Below are 22145 nucleotides of genomic sequence, written 5' to 3' on the forward strand. Positions count from 1 at the left end.
CGTCAGGAGAACGTGATGCACCTCAGTACCCTGCTGGACAGCGCCGTCCGCTCGGCCGGCGACCACGAAGCGGTCGTCTACCGTGAGCGGCGGTGGTCCTACCGGGAATTCGGCGACGCGGCCCGCCGCGCCGCGACCGTGCTGCGCGAGGCCGGGCTGGGCCCGGGCGACCGGCTGGCCGTGATGACGTACAACACCCCGGCCTTCCTGTTCGCCGCGTTCGGCGCCTGGTACGCGGGCGCCACCCTGGTCCCCGTCAACCACAAGCTCCAGACCGCCGAGGTGGCCCGCCAGCTGGCCCACTGCGGCGCCCGCGTCGCCCTGGTCGACGCGGAGATCGGGGAGCGCGCCACCGCCGCCGACGCCGGGGTGACCTGGCTGGTCAGCCACCCCGACGCGGGTCCGGACGCCCTGCCCGCCGACGCGTTCGAGGCCCGGATCGCGGCCGCCGAGCCGTACGCCGGGGACCCCGGCACGGACGACGAGGTCGCGCAGATCCTGTACACCTCGGGCACCTCCGGCACCCCCAAGGGCTGTGTCCACACCCACCGGACGATCACCCTGACCGCCGCCTACACCGCCGCCGCCATCCCGCTGCGCCGGGACGAGCGGTTCCTGATCTGCATGCCCGTCTGGCACGCGTCGCCGCTCAACAACTGGGTGATGGGCACGCTGCTGATCCGCGGCACGGTGGTGCTCCAGCGCGAGTACGAGCCCCGGGGGATGCTGGAGGTCATCCAGCGCGAACGCGTCACCGCGATGTTCGGCGCCCCGATCGCCCTGATCGCGCCGACGCAGGCGGTCCCCGACTTCGCCTCGTACGACCTCTCGTCCGTGCGGGCCTGGATCTACGGCGCCGGACCGCTCGACGCGGACACCGCGCGCCGTCTGATGAAGGCGTACGGCTCCGAGGACTTCCATCAGGTGTACGGGATGAGCGAGACGGGCCCCGTCGGCGCCTCGCTCCCGCCCGCCGAGCAGGTCGCCAAGGCCGGAGCGATCGGCAGGGGCGGCATGCCCGGGGTCGAGCTGCGGGTGGTGCGCCAGGACGGCACGGACGCGGGCGCGGGGGAGACCGGCGAGATCTGGCTGCGCTCCGACACCCGCATGGTGGGCTACCTGGACGACGAGAAGGCCACCGCCGAGGCGTTCGCGGGCGACTGGTACCGCAGCGGCGACCTGGGCCGGGTGGACGAGGACGGGTTCGTCACGGTCGTGGACCGGATGAAGGACGTGATCATCACCGGCGGCGAGAACGTCGCCTCGCAGGAGGTGGAGGGCGCCCTGCGCGGCCACCCCGACGTCCTGGACGTCGCCGTCGTCGGCCGGCCCCACCCCCAGTGGGGTGAGACCGTGGTCGCCGTCGTCGTCCCGCGCGAGGGCGCCGCGCTCGGCCTGGAGGCCGTCCGCGCCTGGCTGGAGCCCCGGATCGCCCGCTACAAGGTGCCCCGCGAACTCGTCCTGCGCCCCGGCCTGCCGCGTACCCCGTCCGGGAAGATCACCAAGCACGTGCTGCGCGACGAGCTGACGCGGTGAGCCCGGGCCCGTACCCCTGCGGCGGGCGGCGGGCCGGGCCGCGTAGGGTCGGCACATGGCCGACGAACAGGTGACCAAGGCGAAGCGGGGCCCCGGCAGGCCCCGTGAGGAGCGCGTCACCCGGGCCGTCCTGGAGGCCGTGGTCGAGCTGGTCACGGAGAACGGCATGGGCGCCCTGACGATGGACGCCGTGGCGGCCCGTGCCGGCGTCAGCAAACCGGCCATGTACCGCCGTTGGGCCACCAAGCAGGATCTGGTCCTGGCCGCCGCCGAGAGCCGGATCGGGCCGCTCACCATCCCCGACATGGGCGACTTCCGGGCCGAGCTGCGCGCCGTGCTGACGGCGCGCATGGAGGCGTACCGGCAGCCGGGTGTCTCGCGCCTGCTCGCCGGGGTGATCGGCTCCGCGTCGGAGGCGGGCGCCGAGCCGGGCGCGTACCGCGACTACGCGGCCCGCGTGATGAGCGAGACCCGGCACCTCCTGGAGCGCGGGGTGGCGCGCGGCGACGTCCGGGCGGACGTCGACATCGCCGCCGCCGCGACGCTCGTCGCCGCCTCGCTGCTTTACCGAATGGTCGGCGAACAGCGCCTGCCGGACCAGCGGTTGGTGGACTCCGTGGTGGACCTCATCGGCCGCGCGGTCGCCGCCCCGGCGTAGCCGCGCACCCCTTCGCCCGGCCCCGCCGCCGGGTGCTTCGGCATGCCCGGAAGCGGCCGGAACGGCCACCGGACGGGCCGGGAAGCCGCTGGGAAAGTCGCCGGGAAGCCGCTGGGAAATCAATGCCCCGCACCCCTTGCCCCGCCGCATCCTCATATCGATACTGCTGGTTACGTAATTAGCCCGTCGTCGGGAGGAACACCCATGCAGACCGCTGTGACCAACCCCAGGCCGGTCCTGGACAAGCCGCTCATGCACTACGGGAGCCGGACCCTCGAACGCCTCGCGCCCGGCGCCGAGCCGGCCTCGTACCGGCAGGTCGGGATCAGTCCGCTCACCCCGCACTTCGGCGCCGTGCTCGACGGGGTCGACCTGACCCGGCCGCTCACCGAGGAGCTTGCCGAGGAGCTGCGCCAGGCGCTGCTGGAGTGGAAGGTGATCTTCTTCCGCAAGCAGACCGGCTTCACCGCCGAGCACCAGCTCGCCCTGTCCGGTGTCTGGGGCCCGCCCGAGCCCAACCCGTTCTTCCCGAAGACCGGGACGGCCGGCGTCTCGCGCCTCGCCAAGGACGCCAAGGCCGCCGGCAACAAGAACATCTGGCACAGCGACCACTCGTTCATGGTCAATCCGGCGCTCGGCTCCGTGCTGCGCGCCGTGGAGGTGCCCGGGGCGGGCGGCGACACGATGTGGGCGGACATGGCCGCCGCCTACGACAACCTGCCGGACGACCTGAAGGCCCGCATCGCCGAACTCACCGCCGTACACGACTGGGCACCCAGCTGGGGCGCCCTCATGAACGACGAGCAGAAGGCCGAGTTCCGCAAGTCCTGGCCGCAGGTCGAGCACCCCGTCGTCGTCCGCCACCCGCGCAGCGGCCGCAGGACGCTCTACGTCAACGAGCCCTTCACCACCCGCGTCAACGGCCTGACCGACGCCGAGAGCCGCGAACTGCTCGACATCCTGGTCCTCCAGGCCCGCATCCCCGAGTACCAGGTCCGCTTCCACTGGGAGGCCGACTCGATCGCCATCTGGGACAACATCGCCACCCAGCACTACGCGATCAACGACTACTTCCCGCAGCGCCGCGTCATGGAGCGCATCGCCATCGCCGGCGTACCGCTCTCCTGACCCCCTCCGCCCCTCTTCCCGGGAGATCCCATGACCGCGGCACCGATCGAACGGCCCCCGCACCCCACCGCAGCGGTGGCACCCGCCGGCACCCGTACCCGGGCCTGGACGGTGACCGCGCTCCTCGTGGTCTTCATGATGGTCAACTTCGCCGACAAGTCCGTGCTCGGTCTCGCCGCCGACGAGATCCGCGCGGACCTGCATCTGAGTGCCACTCAGTTCGGCCTCGTCAACGGCGCGTTCTTCCTGCTCTTCTCGGTCGCCGCCGTCCTGGTCGGGCTCGCCGCCGACCGGGTGTCACCGAAGATCCTGCTCCTCGTCATGGCGCTGCTGTGGTCCGTGGCCCAGGTCCCCGCGGCCATCGGCGGCGGCCTCGCCGTCCTCGTCGCCTCCCGGGTCTTCCTCGGCGCGGCCGAGGGCCCGGCCTTCCCCGTGGCCCAGCAGGCCACCCTCGCCTGGTTCCCGAACGACCGGCGCAACCTGCCGGGCGCCCTGATCACCCTCGGCGTCACGCTCGGCGTGATCACCTCCGCGCCCGGCCTGTCCTGGGTCATCCAGCACCATGGCTGGCGCACCGCCCTGTGGGTGCTGGCGGGTGCGGGCCTTGTCTGGGCCGCCGTCTGGAAGGTGCTCGGCGCCGACGGCGGACACCGCGTCGAGACCGCCCGTACGCCCGTACGCGAGGAGGCGCCCGCCGCCCCGGTCCCGTACCGCGCGATCCTCACCAGCCGCACCTGGATCGGCGCCACCTTCGCCTACTTCACCAGCTACTGGACCGTCGCCCTGATGCTGGTCTGGCTGCCGTCCTACCTCCGCAACGCCCTCGGCTACACGGCCGGCGAGGCGGGCACCGTCGTCGTCGCCCCCTGGACCATCGGCGCCGTCGTGCTGCTCGCCCAGGCCGGAGTCACCGGACGGCTGATGCGGCGCGGCGCCGGCAGCCGCCGCGCCCGGGGCTGGGTCGGCGGCACGCTGCTCGCGCTCGGCGCCCTGTGCTGCCTGGCCGTCCCCCTCGCGGACGGCGCCACGGCCAAGACCGTGCTGATCGCCCTCGGCTTCGGGCTCGGCGGTTCGTACGCGGCCGTCGCGGCGACCACCGTCAGCGAACTGGCCCCGCCGGACCGGGCCGGTGGCGCGCTGGGCGTCATGAACGCCCTGGTCACCCTGGCCGGACTGGCCGCCCCGGCCGTCGTGGGCGCCCTCGTCGACGCCCGGGGGACCGGCGGCTACCAGAACGCCGTCGTGCTCTCCGGTCTTCTCCTCGCCCTGGGGGCTGCGGCATCCTTCTGGCTCATCGACCCGGCCCGCGACACCGCCCGCCCGACCCCCTGACCCGCCCCCACCGCCCCAAGGAGCCCGCCCGTGAGCGCCGCCCCCGCCCTGGACACCAGCCCGCTCGACCTCGCCGTCTCCGAACTCCGCGCACACGCCGACGCCTGGACCGCAACGCCGCTCCCCGAACGCGTCGCCCTCCTGGAGCGCATGCTCCCGCGCATCGCCGGGACCGCGCCCGCCATGGTCGCCGACGCGGCCGCCGCCAAGGGGTACGCCGCCGACTCGGCCTGGGCCGCCGAGGACTGGGTCACCGCCCCCTGGGCCCTGGCCCAGACGGTGAGCGCCTACCTCCATGTGCTGCGCAGGCTCGCCGCCGGACAGGACCCGGTGGACCGCACGGCCGTCCGCGAGCGCGGGGGCCGCGTCCTGGTCGACGTCTTCCCCGCCACCGGCACGGACCGCCTCCTGCTCAACGGGTTCACCGCCGAAGTGTGGACCCTCCCCGGGACCACCCGCGCGCAGGCGCTGGCGGACGCGGCGGGGGAGTACCGGGGCCGTCAGGGCAGCCCGGCCGTCGCCCTGGTCCTGGGCGCGGGGAACGTCCCCGCGATCACCCCGCTCGACATCCTGCACAAGCTGTACGCGGAGGGCGAGGTCGTCCTCGCCAAGATGAACCCCGTCAACGCCTACCTGCGCCCGCACTTCGAGCAGGTGTTCGCCGAGTTCATCGAGCAGGGCTGGGTGCGCTTCGTGGACGGCGGCGCCGGCACCGGCGCCTACCTCACCACCCACGACGGCGTCGACACCATCCACGTCACCGGCAGCGAACGCACCCACGACGCGATCGTCTGGGGCACCGACGAGCAGGCCGAGCGGCGCAGGAGCGAGGACACCCCGCTCAACGACAAGCCGTTCACCAGCGAACTCGGCGGCGTCAGCCCCTGCATCGTCACCCCCGGCCCGTGGAGCGCGGCGGACTTCCGCTTCCAGGCCGAGCACATCGTCACCAGCAAGATGAACAACTCCGGCCACAACTGCGTCGCCAGCCAGATCCTCGTCGTCCCCCGCGAGTGGGACGGCACCGAACGGCTGCTCGCCGAGATCCGCCGGGTGCTGCGCGAACTCCCGCCCCGCGCCGACTACTACCCCGGCGCGGACGACCGCCTCGACGCGGTCGTCCGCGCCCACCCGGACGCCGAGACCCACGGCGAGGGCGCCTGCCGCCTCCTCGTCCCCGACATCACGGACGAGGGCGACCCGATGCTCGACACCGAGGTGTTCGCCAGCGCCCTCGGCGTCGTACGCCTGCCCGGCGCCGACGCCCCGGAATTCCTGCGCGCCGCGACGGAGTTCGCCAACGACCGGCTACCCGGCACCCTCGGCGCGACCCTGCTCGTCCACCCCCGCACCGAACGCGCCCACCGCCACGCGGTCGAGGAGGCGGTCGCCGGGCTCCGCTACGGCACCCTCGGCGTCAACTGCTGGTCGGCGTTCGGCTTCCTGCTCGGCTACACCCCCTGGGGCGCCTTCCCCGGGCACAGCCGCCAGGACATCGGCAGCGGCGTCGGCTTCGTGCACAACGCGTTCATGCTGGAGCACGTCGAGAAGGCGGTCGTACGCGCCCCCTTCGCACCCGCCCCGCGCGGCCTGCTCGCCGGCTCCCCGTCCCTGTCCCCGCGCCCCCCGTACTACGTCACCAACCGCACCGGCCGCACGACCATGGAACGCCTCACCGCTTACACGACCGACCCGAAGGTGTCCCGGCTGCCGGGGATCTTCGCCTCGGCTCTCCGGGGCTGAGCCGCACATGGGCGTCGGGCAGCCCCAGGCAGCCCGACGCCCATGTCGGATTTCCGCCAGCCCCTGGCCCCACCCGTGGCCCATCCTTGAACCATGCACACCGACACCGAGCGCTGCGTCCGGGCGGTCCGGTCCAAGGACGCCCGCTTCGACGGCTGGTTCTTCACGGCCGTCCTGACCACCCGGATCTACTGCCGCCCGAGCTGCCCCGTCGTGCCGCCCAAGGCCGAGAACATGACGTTCTACCCCAGCGCGGCCGCCTGCCAGCAGGCCGGGTTCCGGGCCTGCAAGCGGTGCCGCCCCGACACCAGCCCCGGATCGCCGGAGTGGAACGCCCGCGCCGATTCGGTGGCCCGCGCGATACGGCTCATCCGGGACGGGGTCGTGGACCGCGAAGGCGTCCCCGGCCTCGCCGCCCGGCTCGGCTACTCGCCCCGCCAGATCGAACGCCAGCTGCTCGCCGAGCTGGGCGCCGGACCGCTCGCCCTGGCCCGCGCCCAGCGCGCCCAGACCGCCCGGGTGCTCATCGAGACCACCGCGCTCCCCATGGCCGAGATCGCCTTCGCCGCCGGGTTCTCCTCGGTGCGCACCTTCAACGACACCGTCCGCGAGGTCTTCGCGCTCGCCCCCGGCGACCTGCGCACCCGGGCCGCCCGCACCGCACCCGCGCCCGCCACCCCCGGCGTCATCACGCTGCGCCTCCCGTACCGCGCCCCGCTCAACCCCGGCAACCTCTTCGGCCACCTCGCCGCGACCGCCGTCCCCGGTGTCGAGGAGTGGCGCGACGGCGCGTACCGCCGCACCCTCGCCCTGTCGCACGGCCACGGCATCGTCGCGCTCGCCCCGCGCCCCGACCACATCGCCTGCCGGCTCTCCCTCACCGACCCGCGCGACCTGACCCTCGCCATCAGCCGGTGCCGCCGGCTCCTCGACCTGGACGCCGACCCGGTCGCCGTGGACGAACAGCTGCGCGCCGACCCGCTGCTCGCCCCGCTCGTCGACACGGCACCGGGCCGCCGGGTGCCGGGGACCGTCGACGGCGCCGAATTCGCCGTACGCGCCGTGCTCGGCCAGCAGGTGTCCACCGCCGCCGCCCGCACCCACGCCGCCCGCCTGGTCACCGCCCACGGCACCCCGGTGGACGACCCCGAGGGCGGGCTCACCCACCTCTTCCCGGACCCGGAGGCGCTGGCCGGGCTCGACCCCGAGCAACTGGCCCTCCCGCGCAGCCGCCGCCGCACGCTCACCACCCTCGTCCAGGCCCTGGCGGACGGTTCGCTGCGCCTCGGCCCCGACTCCGACTGGGACCGGGCCCGCGCCGAACTGGCCGCACTGCCCGGCTTCGGCCCCTGGACCGTCGAGGTCATCGCCATGCGCGCCCTCGGCGACCCGGACGCCTTCCTCCCGACCGACCTCGGCATCCGCAGATCCGCCCAGCAGCTCGGCCTGCCCGCCACCCCGGCCGCCCTCACCGCCCGCGCGGCCGGCTGGCGCCCCTGGCGGGCGTACGCCGTCCAGTACCTCTGGACCGTCGACGACCACCCCATCAACCACCTCCCGGACGCGGAAGGAAGTGCCCCGTGACCCGGCAGCACACCATCACCGACAGCCCCTACGGCCCGCTGACCCTCGTCGCCGCCGACGGCGTCCTCGCCGGCCTCTACATGACCGGCCAGCGCCACCGGCCCCCCGAGGAGACCTTCGGCGAGCCCGACCCCCGCCCCTTCACCGAGGCGATCCGCCAGCTCGACGCCTACTTCGCCGGCGAACTGCGCGACTTCGACCTGCCGTTGCACCTGGCCGGCACCCCGTTCCAGCGCAGCGTCTGGGAGCAGCTGCGCCTCATCCCGTACGGCGAGACCCGCTCCTACGGCGAACTCGCCGAGAACCTGGGCAAGCCCGGGGCCTCCCGGGCGGTGGGCCTGGCCAACGGCAAGAACCCGGTCGGCATCATCGTGCCCTGCCACCGGGTGATCGGCGCCTCCGGAAGCCTCACCGGCTACGGAGGCGGGCTGGACCGCAAACAGCGCCTGCTGGCCTTCGAGAACGGCACGGAGGCGAGCACCCCGGCGCTGTTCTGACGCGGGTACGTGGCTCAGCCGGTGAAGATCTCGGTCACCGTCCAGATCGCCAGGCCCAGCATGCACAGCCCGCCGATCCGCTGCACGGTCTTCAGCGGTACGCGCTTCGCGATGAACCGGCCCGCCAGCAGCGCCAGCGCCGAAACGGACATCAGGGCGGCCGCCGAACCGATCGCGGTCGACCAGGTGCCGTTGCTCGCCGCCAGGTTGGCCGTCGTGATCTGCGTGAGGTCGCCCCACTCGCTGATGAACACCGCCATGAACGCCGTCGAGTACACCGGCCAGAAACCGGTCACCGTCTTCGGGCCCTCGTCGTCGTCCTCGTCACCGCCGCCCCCGCGCAGCAGCATGAACGCGCCGAACGCGAAGAGCGAGGCCGAGACGAGCTTGACGATCCAGCCGGGCAGCAGACCGAGCAGCCCGCCCGCCCCCACCGCGATGGCGACATGCACGATGAACGCGGACGAGGTGCCGAACCAGACATAGAGCGGACGCATGCGCGTGCCCATGGCGAGCGACGCGAACATCGTCTTGTCCGGGAGTTCGGCGAGGAAGATCAGCCCGAAAGCGGTGATAATCGCCAGGGGATCGAGATGCATTCCGGGTGGCTTTCTGTACGAGCCGGGCCCGGATCTCCGCGAAGTGCCGGTCGGCGTTTCGGAGGACCACTCGGCCCGGCATGACGGCACCGCCCACAGGGCGTGGGCGTGTCATACCTGACCGAAGGTCTCGCCCGCCCGCGATGATCCACGAGCCCGGCCACCGGGAACCGCGAGGCTCCAGTGTGTCGACGACCGGTTTGCGGGGCTACTCCCCTTCGCAGCCGTCCACACTACCTCACCCGGCTCCGCCGCCGCGCGAGCAGGAACGCCTGAGGCGTGCGCTCATCCGGCCCCGCCGCCCGCACGAGGCGCGCCCGCACCGCGAACCCGGCCTGCTCCAGCAGCCCGGCCACCCGGTCCGGGTCGAAGCGGTAGACGTCCAGGTTCGAAGTGATGGTGCTCGCGGGGGTCGGCAACCCGCAGGACGCCGTCGAGCTCGTCGTACGCGACTACATCGCGCGCGGCCACCGCACGGAGGCCCGCGTCGCGGCCCGCGAGGAGACCGCGCGCGACGACGAGACCAGGCCCCCGGAGACCCAGGGCTGACCGCCTCAGCCCACGGGGCGGCCGTCCTCCAGTTCCACGGCGCCCGTGCCGGCATCCAGCGCCTTCAGCGCCGCGTGCATCCGCCCGGCGCGCGCACCGGTCAGATGCCGGTCGATCTCCGCCGGCTCGACCAGCTTCCAGGACAGCAGCTCCGATTCCTGGAGCCGGATCGCCTTCAGCCGCTCCTCGTCCAGCACCCCGCCGTCGTACACGTACGCCACGATCGGCGGCCGGTCGCTGCCGCGCGCCCAGTCCACGACGAGGAGCCGGCCCGGCTCGATGTCCAGCCCGATCTCCTCCAGCGACTCGCGCCGCGCCCCCTGACGCGGACTCTCCCCGTCGGCCGACTCGACCGTCCCACCGGGCAGCGTCCACCCCTCCCGGTAGTTCGGCTCCACCAGCAGCACACGCCCGCGCGCGTCCCGGAAGACACAGGCGGCACCGACGAGGACCTTGGGAAGACCGGCGATATACGTGGCGTAGTCAGTAGTGGTCACACGGTCAGCCTAGGCGCACTTTGATCGATCGGACCATGGGCAGGGAGGGGGTGCGCCGGATAGGGTCGGGGCGGCGCGACTGCCTGTTCGAATGCAAAGGGAATCATGGTGACGGACGGAGCAGTGACCGCACGCGTGCTCGTCGCGGCGGACAAGTTCAAGGGCTCGCTCACGGCCGTGCAGGTCGCGGAGCGGGTGACGGCCGGGCTGCGGCGCGTCGTTCCCGGTGTACGGGTGGAGACCCTGCCGGTCGCCGACGGCGGCGACGGCACGGTGGCGGCGGCGGTGGCCGCCGGCTTCGAGCGGCGCGAGGCGCGGGTGACCGGGCCCCTGGGCGACCCCGTCACCGCCGCGTACGCGGTGCGGGGGACCACCGCGGTGGTCGAGATGGCCGAGGCGTCCGGCCTCCAGCACCTGCCCGAAGGCGTCTTCGCGCCCCTCACGGCCACCACGTACGGCTCGGGCGAACTGCTGCTCGCCGCGGTCGACGCGGGGGCCCGGACCATCGTCTTCGGCGTCGGCGGCAGCGCCACCACGGACGGCGGCGCCGGCATGCTCGCCGCGCTCGGCGCACGCTTCCTCGACGCGGACGGCAAGCCGGTCGGGCCGGGCGGTGGCGGTCTCGCGGACCTCGCCGAGGCGGACCTGTCCGGGCTCGACCCCCGGTTCGCCGGCATCGACCTCGTCCTCGCCAGCGACGTCGACAACCCGTTGACCGGCCCCAAGGGCGCGCCGGAGGTATACGGCCGGCAGAAGGGCGCCACCGAGGCGGACATCGCGACCCTCGACGCGGCGCTCGCGCACTACGCGTCGCTCCTCGGCCCCGCTCAGGCCGGCCTCCCCGGCGCCGGGGCGGCCGGCGGCATCGGCTACGGCGCGCTCGTCGCCCTCGGTGCGCGCTTCCGCCCCGGGATCGAGGTCATGCTCGACGTCCTGGGCTTCGCGCCCGCGCTCGACCGGGCGACCTTCGTCATCACCGGCGAGGGCTCCCTCGACGCCCAGACCCTCCACGGCAAGGCCCCGGCGGGCGTCGCGGCGGCGGCGAGGGCGGCGGGGGTGGAAGTGGTGGCGGTGTGCGGGCGGCTGACACTGTCGCCGGAGGCGTTGGAGGGGGCGGGGATCCGGCGGGCGTACGCGTTGCTGGATCTGGAGCCGGACCCCGCGGTGTGCATGGCGGAGGCGGGGCCGCTGCTGGAGCGGGTCGCGGAGTCGATCGCGCGGGACTTTCTGGCCTGAGGCAACCGGGGGTGCCGCCCCCGGACCCCCGCTCCCCGAACGCCGGCGGGGCTGAGAACCAGCCTCGCCGGCGATTGAGGCGCGGAGTCGGAGGATCAGCTGGTGTACGCCTCCAGTTCCGACAGCTGCGCGGCCGGCCAGCCGGTGTTGGCGGTGAACGTCAGCCGCAGATAGCGGGCCGACGTACCCGGCAGGGTGACCGTCGCCTGGTTGCCGCTCGACGGGTCGAAGGTGTAATCCGCCGAGCCCTTCAGGGAGTTGTACGTGTTGTTGTCGGTGCTGCCCGACACGCTCAGGGTCTGGGTGCGGGTCGCCCAGGCGGACGACGGGGGCAGCTTGAGGACGAGCCGCTTGACGGACTTGGCGGCGCCGAGGTCCACGGTGATCGTCTGCGGGAAGGCGTTGTTGCTGCTCTCCCAGTAGGTGTTCGCGTTGCCGTCGACCGCGTTGGACGCGCCGTACACATCGGCGTGACCGGACTCGGTGACCTGACGGCCCTGGGCGAGGTTACCGGTCTCCTCGGGCGGGTCGGTCGGGTCGGTGGGCGGGTCCGTGGGGTCGGTCGGCGGGTCGGTGGGGTCGGTCGGGCCGGTGCCGCCCTCCGGGACACCGCCGTTGGTCCACACCGGGTCGGGCCAGACACCGGTGCAGGCGGGCGGGTCGGCGTACCAGCCGGAGTTCCCGGAGCCCCGGGTGATCTCGAAGCCGCCGCCGACGCAGTTGTGGATCGGGTTCGACTGCGCGATGTGCGTCGCCGTGACGTTGTCGAAGGTGGCCGTGCCGGGGGCCTGGATCTGGAGCGCGTAGGTACCGGCGCCGTCGATCTTGATGTTCTTGAAGTGCAGCCCGTTGGTCGCGCCCTCGATGAGGTGGATCGCGGCGTAGGAGCTGTCCAGGACCTCGCTGTCGGTGATGTTGATGTCGCCGTTGATCGGTTCGTTGAGCCCGCTGAACCAGATCGCGCCGACCCCGAAGTTCCAGTTGTAGTCGCTGTTCCCGGTCCGGATCAGGGTGTTCCGGGCGGCCGTGGTGGTGCCCGAAACGGCCGTGCCCTGACCGGAGTTGACACCGGGATAGCGGTTGGCGATGTGCAGGCCGCCGCCGTTGGTGATGGTGTCCGCCATGACGTTGTCGGACAGGGTGATGTCCTTGCCGCCGTAGGTGACGATGTTGTTGGCGAGGATCGGCAGGATCACCGTGTTGAACGTGAATTTGTTCTTCACGTTCGGCACGTTCTCCGCCCACATGGCGAGCCCGTCGTCCCCGGTGTTGCGGACGAAGGTGTTGGTGACCGTCGAGTTGGTGACGCCGTAGTGGAAGTTCACCCCGTCGGCGGTCTGGTCCAGGATGCGGCTGTTCTTGATGGTGAAGTTGTCCATCGGGCCGTCCATCCAGGCGCCGCACTTGGTGTGCTGCATCCAGACGTTGTCGACGGTCGAGTCGGACAGGGCACCGCCGATGGCGTTCACCTGGTCGTTGTCGACGCGCTCGCGGATGTCACCGATGATGGCGAAGTCCTTGAGCGTGACATCGCTGCTGCCACCGTCCCCGGCGTACTTGCCGTAGACGCCGACGGCCTTGGACCGGTTCGACGGGTCACGCCCGGTCAGCACCGAATACCAGGGCCCGGCGCCGCGCAGGGTCACCTTGTCCACGATGATGTGGTCGCGGACCTGGAACGTGCCCTGCGGGATGTACACCTCCCTGCCCTGCGCCCGGCCCGCGTCCACGGCCGCCTGGATCTTGGCGGTCGAGTCGGCGGCCCCGGTCGGGTCGGCCCCGAAGTCGGAGACGACGTCCAGCGCACCGGACGGCTTGGCGATGGGCGCGCCCACCTCCTCGAAGTCCGCCAGGTCGATGGTGAACGACGGTGAGCCGGCGGTGGAGGAGACCTGGAGCCGGATCTTCGTACCGATGGGCAGCGTGGACCCGAACATGGTCCGGGCCTCGTCGTAGAAGTGGTGCGGGTTGGTGTCGCCCGGGTTGTTGTTGAACGGGTAACCCCCGTAGTACCAGCCGTACTTGGAGGTCACCGGCACCGCCTTGGGCGAGGCCCCGTTCACCCGTACGTCGATCGAGGCGTCCCGGCCCGTCCCGGCGGAGTTGTCCGGCAGCGAATACCGGAAGGACATCGCGTTGGCGGGGGCGGTGAGTGTGAACTCCACGTACTCACCGACCGCGTCCAGGGTCACCGCCTGCCGGCCCGACGCCTCGGAGGGCAGCGTGCCGTAGAGGCGGTTCGGGCCGATCAGGGTGCCGTTGGTGGCCGCGTACTCGGCCTCCTGTTCCTTGAACGGGACGGTCGCACCGCGGCCGGGTACGGCGAGCGGCGAGGGGGCGGGGACACCGGCCGCCTGGGCGGCCGGTGCGCCGGTCAGCACCACGGCGGCGGCGGTGCCGACCGCGGCGAGAGCCAGCGAGAGGGAGGCGGATATGGACCGCTTGAACAGCGGTCGTCGGGGTGGGGAAGTCACGTCGAAGTCGTCCTTGCGGCTCGTGGGGGCTCTTCGGACGTCCCACAGGCTAGGAGCACCTTCGCAAGGAAGTCCACGACGATGCGCAAGATTCTGCTTCAGCAACTAAAATTTATGACTCAAACCTGAGAGGAATGCGTTGAGTGCGCCGGTTGGCGAGGATTCGGCGCACCCAACGCGCGTACTGCGCAAGCCACTTGCGAGGTAGGCCGCTACTCCGTGCGCAGCGCCAGCCAGTCGTGAGCCGGACGGTGGCGGTGCGCTCGACGGCGTCCTGCCGGGGGCCGCCGAGCCAGGCACCCATGGAGGGGTACGAGACCGTCCCGGCGGGCACCCCGTCCACGGTCACGGTGTGCCCGGCGGTCCCGGCCAGGCCGTTCGCGTAACCGACGTCCACCAGGTACGACCTCACCTGGGACGAAGCCCTCGGCCGCGTCGTCCGCCTGGGCGTCTGCGACCACGGGGCATACCGCGAACCCTGTCCGCCCCTGCCCGTCGGCGACGGGCCCCTGGAACTGCGCCTCGCCGTACAGGGGGAGCGCGCCCAGTTCTCCGTACGGCAGGAAAGACAGGAAGGGCGGGACGCCTGGCAGCCCGCCGGGCCCGAGCTGGACACCAGCCCGCTCTCCGACGAGAACGCCACCCAGGGCGACCCGGACACCGGCCACTTCCGCACCTGGGGCTTCACCGGCGCGTTCCTCGGCCTGTGCGCCCAGGACCTCACGGGCGCCGGGGCACCCGCCGACTTCGACTGGACCGAATACCGGGCCGATACCCTTCCCGGAGCGGCAGCACGATGACCACACGCAGAAACGGATGGCAAGGATGACGACGGAGACCACCGGCACCCCGGGCAAGGTCACCCTGAACACGATCGCCTCGGTGGCCGGTGTCTCCGTCTCCACGGTCTCCAAGGTGCTCAACGACCGCTCCGACGTCTCCGCCGAGACCAAGGAGCGCGTCGAGTCCGTCATGGACGACCTCGGCTACGAGAGGCGCCCCGTCCGCCGCCGGGGCAGCGTGGTCGACCTGGTCCTCAACGAGCTCGACAGCCTCTGGTCCGTCGAGATCATCCGGGGCGTGGACGAGGTGCTGGCCGAGGCGGGCGCCAGCATGGTGCTCTCCGCGGTGCACGGCCGCAGCGCCGACACCCGGGAATGGCTGGACCAGCTCGCCGCGCGCCGCAGCAGCGGGGCCATCCTCGTCGTCTCCGACCTCACCTCGCAGCAGCGCCGCCGCCTCACCGCGATGGACATCCCGTTCGTCCTGGTCGACCCCGTGGGCAATGTCGACGCGCTGGTCCCCACCGTCGGCGCCACCAACTGGGCCGGCGCCGTCAGCGCCACCGAGCACCTGATCGAGCTCGGCCACACCCGGATCGCGCACCTCGCCGGACCCCGCCAGCTGCTGTGCAGCCGGGCCCGCGCCGACGGCTTCCGCGCGGCCATGGAACGCGCCGAGCTGCCCGTACCGGACGGCTGGGTCTCGCACGGCGAATTCAACGACCGCTCGGGCCGGCAGGAGATGGCCCGGCTGCTCGACGGGGCCGCCGAACGCGGTGAGGAGCCGCCCACCGCGGTCTTCGCCGCCAGCGACCTCCAGGCCCTCGGCGCCTTCGAGGTGCTGCGCGCCCGGTCCCTGGAGATCCCGGCCGACATGAGCGTGGTCGGCTTCGACGACCTGCCCGTGGCGCGCTGGACCCATCCCGCCCTGACGACCGTGCGCCAGCCCCTGCTGGACATGGCCTCCATGGCGGCGACCACGCTGCTCCGGATCATCGACGGCGAACAGGCCGACACCCTGCGCCTGGAACTCTCCACCCGCCTGGAGGTACGCGGCTCCACCGCCGCGCCCCGTACCGCCTGAGGGACACGCGGAAGGGCCCGGACGCCTTGCGGCATCCGGGCCCTTCTGTCGTTCGTACCGCCGCTACGGCAGCTGCGCCGCGCGTGCCTCGCGGCGGTTGTCACGGAAGGTGTTCACCCGGCGGGCGGTCGCGAAGAGCGGGATGACCGCCCCCAGGACCACCTGGAGCGCACAGCCGGTCTGGAGGAGCAGCTGACCGCCGGGGGCGTCCAGCGCCCAGGCCGCCAGCAGCCCCATCGCGGCCACGATCCAGCCGAGCATCGCCACCGCGAGGACACCCCGCGGCTTCGGGTACTCGACCCGGCTGACCATCAGCCACGCCACCCCGATGATCGCGAGCAGCGTCGGGACGAAGGGCAGCTCAAGCAGCACGATCGAGATGACCGTGAGCGCTCCGAAGGGGCTCGGCATGCCTTGGAACATGCCGTCCTTCAGCGTCACGCACGAGAACCGCGCAAGTCTGAGCACCACCGCCAGGAGCACCACGATCGCCGCGAGCGCCGAGACCCGCTGGTGTGCGTCGTCCGCGACCATGCCGTACACGAGGACGAAGTACGCCGGGGCGAGCCCGAAGCTGATCAGGTCCGAGAGGTTGTCCAGCTCGGCGCCCATCGGCGAGGAACGCAGCTTGCGGGCCACGAGCCCGTCGAACAGGTCGAAGATCGCTGCCATGAGCATGAGGATCACGGCGGTGGCGGCGGAGTGCCGCGCCATGCCGCTCTCGTCGCTGCCCGTGAGGTGCGGGATCAGGATGCCCGTGGTGGTGAAGTACACCGCCATGAACCCGCACGTCGCGTTACCGAGGGTGAGGGTGTCCGCTATCGACAGCCGCAGCGAGAGCGGCATGTCGTCGGCGTCGTCCTCCGCCTCGGCCTCCGGGACCCAGCCGGTCTGTGTGTCGGGATCAATCACGGTCAATGCGAGTCACCCCCGCGGTGGTGGCCTGGCCGACCTCGACCGCGACGTCCACACCTTCCGGGAGGTAGATGTCGACGCGGGAGCCGAAGCGGATCAGCCCGATGCGCTCACCCTGCTCCACCTTCGTGCCCTGCGGGATGTAGGGCACGATGCGCCGGGCCACCGCGCCGGCGATCTGCACCATCTCGATGTCACCCAGTTCGGTGTCGAAGTGCCAGACAACGCGCTCGTTGTTCTCGCTCTCCTTGTTGAACGCGGGGACGAAGCCACCGGGCACGTGCTCCACCGACGTCACCGTGCCGGCGAGCGGCGCGCGGTTCACGTGGACGTTCAGCGGGCTCATGAAGATCGCGACGCGGGTACGCCCGTCCTGCCACGGCATGATGCTCTGCACCACGCCGTCGGCCGGTGAGATGACGCGCCCCCGGGTGATCTCGCGCTCCGGGTCCCGGAAGAACCAGAGCATGCCCGCCGCGAGCGCGGTGGTGGGCACGGCCACGGCCGCCCAGCGCCCGGACCGGCGGGCGCGGGTCAGGCTGAGGGCGGCGGTGGCGACGGTCGGCAGGAGCCACGGCGAAGCTCCGCGTGCGATGCGGACCCGGCCGCGTGAGGCAGAGGTATGGCTGTCGGGCATGGATGACCTTCGTAGCGGATTGAGCCGCGCTGGCAACGGGGGACGGCGGCTTTTCCGGCGATGTTATCGGTTGCTGACCGCAACTGGGCAAGCCAGCAGCCGAGTCGGACGTCTGGAAGGCACCGGTTGAGGATGACAGGGTGTGATCTTCTTCGCGGTCAAATCGCCGCGAAAGGGGTGATCAACCCTGGAAACGGTACTCCTCAAGGAGTCGGCGCCCGATGATCATTTTCTGGATCTCGGCGGTACCTTCACCGATCAGCAGCATCGGTGCCTCGCGGTAGAGGCGCTCGATCTCGTACTCCTTGGAGAAGCCGTAGCCGCCGTGGATACGGAAGGCGTCCTCGACGACTTCCTTGCAGTACTCGGAGGCGAGGTACTTCGCCATCCCTGCCTCCAGGTCGTTTCGCTCCCCGGAGTCCTTTTTGCGTGCCGCATTCACCATCATGGCATGGGCGGCCTCGACCTTGGTGGCCATTTCGGCCAGCTTGAACTGGATCGCCTGGTGCTGCGCGATGGGCTTTCCGAAGGTCTGGCGCTGCTGTGCGTAGGAAACGCCCAGTTCGAATGCACGCTGTGCGACACCGCAGCCACGGGCCGCGACATTGACTCGGCCGACCTCGACTCCGTCCATCATTTGGTAAAACCCTCGGCCGGTGACACCCCCCAGCACTCGATTGGCCGGAATTCGCAGTCCGTCCATGATGAGCTCGGTGGTATCGACCCCCTTGTAACCCATCTTGTCGATCTTGCCGGGAATCGTGAGCCCCGGGCGGACCTCTCCGAAGCCCGGCTCCTTCTCGACCAGGAACGTCGTCATCGACTTGTGCGGCGCGGTGCCCTCGGGGTGTCCTTCGTCACTCCGGCACAGGACGGCGACGAGTGACGACGTACCGCCGTTCGTCAGCCACATCTTCTGGCCGTTGAGGACGTACTCCTCGCCGTCCCTGACACCCTTCGAGCTGATCGCCGAGACGTCCGAGCCGAGCGCCGGCTCCGACATCGAGAACGCGCCCCGCACCTCGCCCAGCGCCATGCGCGGCAGGAAGGTGTCCTTCTGCTCCTGCGTACCGTGCTGCTTGAGCATGTACGCCACGATGAAGTGCGTGTTGATGATGCCCGACACGCTCATCCAGCCCCGGGCGATCTCCTCCACGCACAGCGCGTAGGTGAGCAGTGACTCGCCCAGACCGCCGTACTCCTCGGGGATCATCAGCCCGAACACGCCGAGTTCCTTCAGCCCCTCCACGATCTCGGTGGGGTACTCGTCGCGGTGCTCCAGCTGGGTCGCGACCGGAATGATCTCCTTGTCGACGAAGTCCCTGACCGTCGAAAGGATCTCCTGCTGGACCTCGGTGAGCCCGGCCGTCTGGGCGAGTCGCGTCATGACTGCTTCTCCACGTTCTTCTGCGAGGGCTGGCTGAGCTCCGGGCGGCCGGGCTGTTCCCCGCCCCGCTCCTTGATGTACGTCTCGGTGGGGACCATGACCTTGCGGCGGAACACGCAGACGAGCGTGCCGTCCTGCTTGTAGCCCTTGGTCTCCACGTAGACGATTCCGCGGTCGCTCCTGGACCGCGACGGCGTCTTGTCCAGGACCGTCGTCTCGCCGTAGACCGTGTCGCCGTGGAAGGTCGGCGCCACGTGCTTCAGCGACTCGATCTCCAGGTTGGCGATGGCCTTTCCGGAGACGTCCGGCACCGACATGCCGAGCAGCAGCGAGTAGATGTAGTTGCCCACGACGACGTTCTTGCCGAAATCGGTCGTGTTCTCCGCATAGTTGCTGTCCATGTGCAGCGGGTGATGATTCATGGTCAGCAGGCAGAAGAGGTGGTCGTCGTATTCGGTGACGGTCTTTCCGGGCCAGTGCTTGTAGACCGCACCGACCTCGAATTCCTCGTAAGTGCGTCCGAACTGCATATCAGACCTCCGGGGCTTCGAACTTGGAGGTGCGCTGCATGCCGGCCGCCCGGCCCTTGCCCGCGATGACCAGGGCCATCTTGCGGCTGGCCTCGTCGATCATCTCGTCGCCGAGCATCGCCGAGCCCTTCTTGCCGCCCTCCTCGGAGGTGCACCAGTCGTAGGCGTCCAGGATCAGCTCGGCGTGGTCGTAGTCCTCCTGCGAGGGCGAGAACACCTCGTTGGCCGCGTCGACCTGACCGGGGTGCAGCACCCACTTGCCGTCGAAGCCGAGCGCCGCCGCCCGGCCCGCGACCTCGCGGTAGGCGTCCACGTCGCGGATCTGGAGGAACGGGCCGTCGATCGCCTGGAGGTCGTGCGTCCGCGCGGCCATCAGGATGCGCATCAGGATGTAGTGGTACGCGTCCGCCGGGTAGCCGGGCGGCTGCTGGCCGACGACCAGGGTCTTCATGTTGATCGACGCCATGAAGTCGGCCGGGCCGAAGATCAGCGTCTCCAGACGGGGCGAGGCGGCGCCGATCTCATCGATGTTGACGAGGCCCCTGGCGTTCTCGATCTGCGCCTCGATGCCGATACGGCCGACCTCGAAGCCCATCGTCTTCTCGATCTGCGTCAGCAGCAGGTCCAGCGCGACGACCTGCTGGGCGTCCTGCACCTTCGGCAGCATGATGCAGTCGAGGTTCGGCCCCGCGCCCTCGACCACCGTGATGACGTCCCGGTACGTCCAGTGCGTCGTCCAGTCGTTGACCCGGACCACCCGGGTCTTGCCCGTCCAGTCGCCGTTGTTCAGGGCGTCCACGATGTGGTGGCGGGCACCCTCCTTGGCGAGCGGCGCGCAGGCGTCCTCCAGGTCCAGGAACACCTGGTCGGCGGGGAGGCCCTGGGCCTTCTCCAGGAACCGCGGGTTCGAGCCGGGCACGGCCAGACACGAGCGGCGCGGGCGCAGGCGGTTGACGGCGGCAGTCATGCGGGGACCTCCAGAGGGTCGAGCTTGTTCGCTTTCCGGATCTCGTCGACGATACGGCCGATGATCTCCGTGATACCGAAGTCCTTCGGGGTGAACACGGCGGCGACACCCGCCCTGATCAGGGCCTCGGCGTCGGCCGGGGGAATGATGCCGCCGGCGATGACCGGGATGTCGCCGGCCCCGGTGCGGCGCAGCCGGACCAGCACGTCCGGCACCAGCTCGGCGTGCGAGCCGGACAGGATGGACAGGCCGACGCAGTGCACGTCCTCGGCGACGGCCGCCGAGACGATCTGTTCGGGCGTCAGGCGGATGCCCTGGTAGACGACCTCGAAGCCGGCGTCCCTGGCCCGCACCGCGATCTGCTCGGCGCCGTTGGAGTGCCCGTCCAGGCCGGGCTTGCCGACCAGCAGCCGCAGCCGCCCGACGCCCAGGTCCGCGGCGGTCCGCGCGGCCTTCTCGCGTACGAGGGCGAGCGGCGAGCCCGCCTCGGCGGCGACCGCGACCGGGGCGGACGACACCCCGGTCGGCGCCCGGAACTCGCCGAACACATCGCGCAGCGCCCAGGACCACTCGCCGGTGGTCACCCCCGCACGGGCGCACTCGACGGTCGCCTCCATCAGGTTCTCGGTGCCGGCGGCGGCCTTCTTCAGCGCGGCCAGCGCCTCGGTGGCCCGGGGCTCGTCGCGGTTGTCCCGCCACTCGTGGAGCGCGGCGACGACCCGCGCCTCGTTCGCCGGGTCGACCGTCATGATCGCCCCGTCGAGGTCGGCGGTGAGCGGGTTGGGCTCGGTCGTCTCGTAGACGTTGACGCCGATGATCTTCTCGTCGCCGGCCTCGATCCGGGCCCGCCGCTCGGCGTGCGAGGAGACCAGCTCGGACTTGAGGTAGCCGGACTCGACGGCTGCCATGGCGCCGCCCATCTGCTCGATCCGGTCCATCTCCGCCAGCGAGTCGGCGACCAGCTCGTCCACCTTGGCCTCGATGACGTGCGAACCGGCGAAGATGTCCTCGTACTCCAGCAGGTCGCTCTCGTGCGCCAGGACCTGCTGGATGCGCAGCGACCACTGCTGGTCCCAGGGCCGGGGGAGCCCCAGCGCCTCGTTCCAGGCGGGCAGCTGGACCGCGCGGGCCCGGGCGTCCTTGGAGAGGGTCACGGCCAGCATTTCGAGCACGATGCGCTGCACGTTGTTCTCCGGCTGCGCCTCGGTCAGGCCGAGCGAGTTGACCTGGACGCCGTAGCGGAACCGGCGCTGCTTGGCGTCGGTGATGCCGTAACGCTCGCGGGTGACCCGGTCCCAGATGCGGCCGAAGGCGCGCATCTTGCACATCTCCTCGATGAAGCGGACGCCCGCGTTCACGAAGAACGAGATCCGCGCGACGACGGCCCCGAACTTCTCCTCGGGAACCTGCCCGGAGTCCCGTACGGCGTCGAGGACGGCGATGGCCGTCGACATCGCGTACGCGATCTCCTGGACCGGTGTCGCCCCCGCCTCCTGGAGGTGGTAGCTACAGATGTTGATCGGGTTCCACTTGGGGATGTGGTTGACCGTGTACGTGATCATGTCGGTGGTCAGCCGCAGCGAGGGCCCGGGCGGGAAGACGTGCGTCCCGCGCGACAGGTACTCCTTGACGATGTCGTTCTGCGTGGTGCCCTGGAGTCTGCCCGGGTCGGCGCCCTGCTCCTCCGCGACGACCTGGTAGAGCGCCAGCAGCCACATGGCGGTGGCGTTGATCGTCATGGAGGTGTTCATCTGTTCCAGGGGGATGTCCTGGAACAGCCGCCGCATGTCACCGAGGTGCGACACGGGCACACCGACCCGGCCGACCTCGCCGCGCGCCAGCACGTGGTCGGGGTCGTACCCCGTCTGGGTCGGCAGGTCGAAGGCGACCGACAGACCCGTCTGGCCCTTGGCGAGGTTGCGCCGGTACAGCTCGTTGGACGCCTCGGCCGTGGAGTGGCCCGCGTACGTCCGCATGAGCCAGGGGCGGTCCTTCTGACGGCCACTCATC

The 22145-nt window shown here is 71.4% G+C and carries 21 protein-coding genes; 11 read left to right on the top strand and 10 right to left on the bottom strand.

Annotated elements, in window-relative coordinates; all coding sequences use genetic code 11:
* The first annotated feature begins 15 nt into the window (after nt 1-15).
* The 7 genes from OG338_RS26170 to OG338_RS26200 all read left to right on the top strand — a co-directional run bounded on the left by OG338_RS26170 (nt 16) and on the right by OG338_RS26200 (nt 8478).
* Nucleotides 16-1536: a class I adenylate-forming enzyme family protein gene (locus tag OG338_RS26170; RefSeq protein WP_405939675.1), complete on the top strand. Its 1521-nt coding sequence runs from the start codon at nt 16-18 to the stop codon at nt 1534-1536.
* 55 nt (nt 1537-1591) lie between these two features.
* Nucleotides 1592-2194, top strand: a complete 603-nt coding sequence (locus OG338_RS26175) for a TetR/AcrR family transcriptional regulator (protein WP_405939676.1) — start codon at nt 1592-1594, stop codon at nt 2192-2194.
* Between the two features lie 204 nt (nt 2195-2398).
* The gene (locus OG338_RS26180) at nt 2399-3322 is read left to right on the top strand and encodes a TauD/TfdA dioxygenase family protein (protein ID WP_405939677.1); all 924 of its coding nucleotides are present in this window, start codon (nt 2399-2401) and stop codon (nt 3320-3322) included.
* A gap of 30 nt (nt 3323-3352) precedes the next feature.
* On the top strand, nt 3353-4654 hold the full coding sequence (locus OG338_RS26185; RefSeq protein WP_405939678.1) for an MFS transporter: 1302 nt from the start codon (nt 3353-3355) through the stop codon (nt 4652-4654).
* A 30-nt stretch (nt 4655-4684) separates the two neighbouring features.
* Nucleotides 4685-6397, top strand: a complete 1713-nt coding sequence (locus OG338_RS26190; protein WP_405939679.1) for an aldehyde dehydrogenase family protein — start codon at nt 4685-4687, stop codon at nt 6395-6397.
* Nucleotides 6398-6490: 93 nt separating this feature from the next.
* On the top strand, nt 6491-7981 hold the full coding sequence (locus OG338_RS26195) for an AlkA N-terminal domain-containing protein (protein WP_405939680.1): 1491 nt from the start codon (nt 6491-6493) through the stop codon (nt 7979-7981).
* Nucleotides 7978-8478 carry a methylated-DNA--[protein]-cysteine S-methyltransferase gene (locus tag OG338_RS26200; RefSeq protein ID WP_405939681.1) on the top strand — a complete coding sequence of 167 codons (501 nt, stop codon included), beginning with the start codon at nt 7978-7980 and terminating at the stop codon, nt 8476-8478. The genes OG338_RS26195 and OG338_RS26200 overlap by 4 nt, the downstream gene beginning before the upstream one ends.
* 14 nt (nt 8479-8492) lie before the next feature.
* Here the strand turns inward: OG338_RS26200 and OG338_RS26205 are convergent, their stop codons facing one another.
* Nucleotides 8493-9077: a TMEM165/GDT1 family protein gene (locus tag OG338_RS26205; protein ID WP_405939682.1), complete on the bottom strand. Its 585-nt coding sequence runs from the start codon at nt 9075-9077 to the stop codon at nt 8493-8495.
* Between the two features lie 233 nt (nt 9078-9310).
* Nucleotides 9311-9496: a hypothetical protein gene (locus OG338_RS26210; protein WP_405939683.1), complete on the bottom strand. Its 186-nt coding sequence runs from the start codon at nt 9494-9496 to the stop codon at nt 9311-9313.
* On the opposite strand from OG338_RS26210, the gene OG338_RS26215 reads away from it, so the two are divergent.
* Nucleotides 9474-9626 (top strand): DUF2191 domain-containing protein, encoded by a 153-nt coding sequence (locus tag OG338_RS26215; protein ID WP_405939684.1) that lies wholly within the window; start codon nt 9474-9476, stop codon nt 9624-9626. The genes OG338_RS26210 and OG338_RS26215 overlap by 23 nt on opposite strands.
* Before the next feature lie 5 nt (nt 9627-9631).
* On the opposite strand, the gene OG338_RS26220 is transcribed toward OG338_RS26215, so the two are convergent.
* Nucleotides 9632-10123: an NUDIX domain-containing protein gene (locus tag OG338_RS26220; protein WP_405939685.1), complete on the bottom strand. Its 492-nt coding sequence runs from the start codon at nt 10121-10123 to the stop codon at nt 9632-9634.
* Between the two features lie 105 nt (nt 10124-10228).
* On the opposite strand from OG338_RS26220, the gene OG338_RS26225 reads away from it, so the two are divergent.
* Nucleotides 10229-11359, top strand: a complete 1131-nt coding sequence (locus OG338_RS26225; RefSeq protein ID WP_405939686.1) for a glycerate kinase — start codon at nt 10229-10231, stop codon at nt 11357-11359.
* 95 nt (nt 11360-11454) lie between these two features.
* Here OG338_RS26225 and OG338_RS26230 read toward each other — a convergent pair whose 3' ends face one another.
* On the bottom strand, nt 11455-13833 hold the full coding sequence (locus tag OG338_RS26230; RefSeq protein WP_405939687.1) for a discoidin domain-containing protein: 2379 nt from the start codon (nt 13831-13833) through the stop codon (nt 11455-11457).
* A 443-nt stretch (nt 13834-14276) separates the two neighbouring features.
* On the opposite strand from OG338_RS26230, the gene OG338_RS26235 reads away from it, so the two are divergent.
* Both OG338_RS26235 and OG338_RS26240 read left to right on the top strand, forming a co-directional pair.
* Nucleotides 14277-14633: a hypothetical protein gene (locus OG338_RS26235; protein WP_405940533.1), complete on the top strand. Its 357-nt coding sequence runs from the start codon at nt 14277-14279 to the stop codon at nt 14631-14633.
* A 25-nt stretch (nt 14634-14658) separates the two neighbouring features.
* Entirely contained in the window at nt 14659-15699 is a 1041-nt protein-coding gene (locus tag OG338_RS26240) for a LacI family DNA-binding transcriptional regulator (RefSeq protein WP_405939688.1), read from the top strand.
* 63 nt (nt 15700-15762) lie between these two features.
* Here the strand turns inward: OG338_RS26240 and pssA are convergent, their stop codons facing one another.
* The 6 genes from pssA to OG338_RS26270 all read right to left on the bottom strand — a co-directional run bounded on the left by pssA (nt 15763) and on the right by OG338_RS26270 (nt 22144).
* Complete coding sequence (gene pssA, locus OG338_RS26245; RefSeq protein WP_405939689.1) at nt 15763-16617, bottom strand: CDP-diacylglycerol--serine O-phosphatidyltransferase; 855 nt, start codon at nt 16615-16617, stop codon at nt 15763-15765.
* Complete coding sequence (locus tag OG338_RS26250) at nt 16604-17251, bottom strand: phosphatidylserine decarboxylase (protein WP_405939690.1); 648 nt, start codon at nt 17249-17251, stop codon at nt 16604-16606. The genes pssA and OG338_RS26250 overlap by 14 nt, the downstream gene beginning before the upstream one ends.
* A gap of 181 nt (nt 17252-17432) precedes the next feature.
* On the bottom strand, nt 17433-18638 hold the full coding sequence (locus tag OG338_RS26255; RefSeq protein ID WP_374782900.1) for an acyl-CoA dehydrogenase family protein: 1206 nt from the start codon (nt 18636-18638) through the stop codon (nt 17433-17435).
* Entirely contained in the window at nt 18635-19168 is a 534-nt protein-coding gene (locus tag OG338_RS26260) for a MaoC family dehydratase (protein WP_405939691.1), read from the bottom strand. Before OG338_RS26260 ends, OG338_RS26255 begins: the two co-directional genes overlap by 4 nt.
* Nucleotide 19169: 1 nt before the next feature.
* Nucleotides 19170-20135 (bottom strand): HpcH/HpaI aldolase/citrate lyase family protein, encoded by a 966-nt coding sequence (locus OG338_RS26265; RefSeq protein WP_405939692.1) that lies wholly within the window; start codon nt 20133-20135, stop codon nt 19170-19172.
* Nucleotides 20132-22144, bottom strand: coding sequence for a protein meaA (locus OG338_RS26270; RefSeq protein WP_405939693.1), 2013 nt, complete (start codon nt 22142-22144; stop codon nt 20132-20134). The genes OG338_RS26265 and OG338_RS26270 overlap by 4 nt, the downstream gene beginning before the upstream one ends.
* Nucleotide 22145 lies beyond the last annotated feature (1 nt).

The organism is Streptomyces sp. NBC_00726, assembly GCF_045161735.1.
Taxonomy (GTDB): domain Bacteria; phylum Actinomycetota; class Actinomycetes; order Streptomycetales; family Streptomycetaceae; genus Streptomyces.

Coding starts and splice junctions, on each gene's coding strand:
- OG338_RS26170 (WP_405939675.1), top strand. CDS start 16: ATGCACCTCAGTACCCTGCTGGACAGCGCCGTCCGCTCGGCCGGCGAC.
- OG338_RS26175 (WP_405939676.1), top strand. CDS start 1,592: ATGGCCGACGAACAGGTGACCAAGGCGAAGCGGGGCCCCGGCAGGCCC.
- OG338_RS26180 (WP_405939677.1), top strand. CDS start 2,399: ATGCAGACCGCTGTGACCAACCCCAGGCCGGTCCTGGACAAGCCGCTC.
- OG338_RS26185 (WP_405939678.1), top strand. CDS start 3,353: ATGACCGCGGCACCGATCGAACGGCCCCCGCACCCCACCGCAGCGGTG.
- OG338_RS26195 (WP_405939680.1), top strand. CDS start 6,491: ATGCACACCGACACCGAGCGCTGCGTCCGGGCGGTCCGGTCCAAGGAC.
- OG338_RS26205 (WP_405939682.1), bottom strand. CDS start 9,077: ATGCATCTCGATCCCCTGGCGATTATCACCGCTTTCGGGCTGATCTTC.
- OG338_RS26215 (WP_405939684.1), top strand. CDS start 9,474: ATGGTGCTCGCGGGGGTCGGCAACCCGCAGGACGCCGTCGAGCTCGTC.
- OG338_RS26225 (WP_405939686.1), top strand. CDS start 10,229: ATGGTGACGGACGGAGCAGTGACCGCACGCGTGCTCGTCGCGGCGGAC.
- OG338_RS26240 (WP_405939688.1), top strand. CDS start 14,659: ATGACGACGGAGACCACCGGCACCCCGGGCAAGGTCACCCTGAACACG.
- OG338_RS26250 (WP_405939690.1), bottom strand. CDS start 17,251: ATGCCCGACAGCCATACCTCTGCCTCACGCGGCCGGGTCCGCATCGCA.
- OG338_RS26255 (WP_374782900.1), bottom strand. CDS start 18,638: ATGACGCGACTCGCCCAGACGGCCGGGCTCACCGAGGTCCAGCAGGAG.
- OG338_RS26260 (WP_405939691.1), bottom strand. CDS start 19,168: ATGCAGTTCGGACGCACTTACGAGGAATTCGAGGTCGGTGCGGTCTAC.
- OG338_RS26265 (WP_405939692.1), bottom strand. CDS start 20,135: ATGACTGCCGCCGTCAACCGCCTGCGCCCGCGCCGCTCGTGTCTGGCC.
- OG338_RS26270 (WP_405939693.1), bottom strand. CDS start 22,144: ATGAGTGGCCGTCAGAAGGACCGCCCCTGGCTCATGCGGACGTACGCG.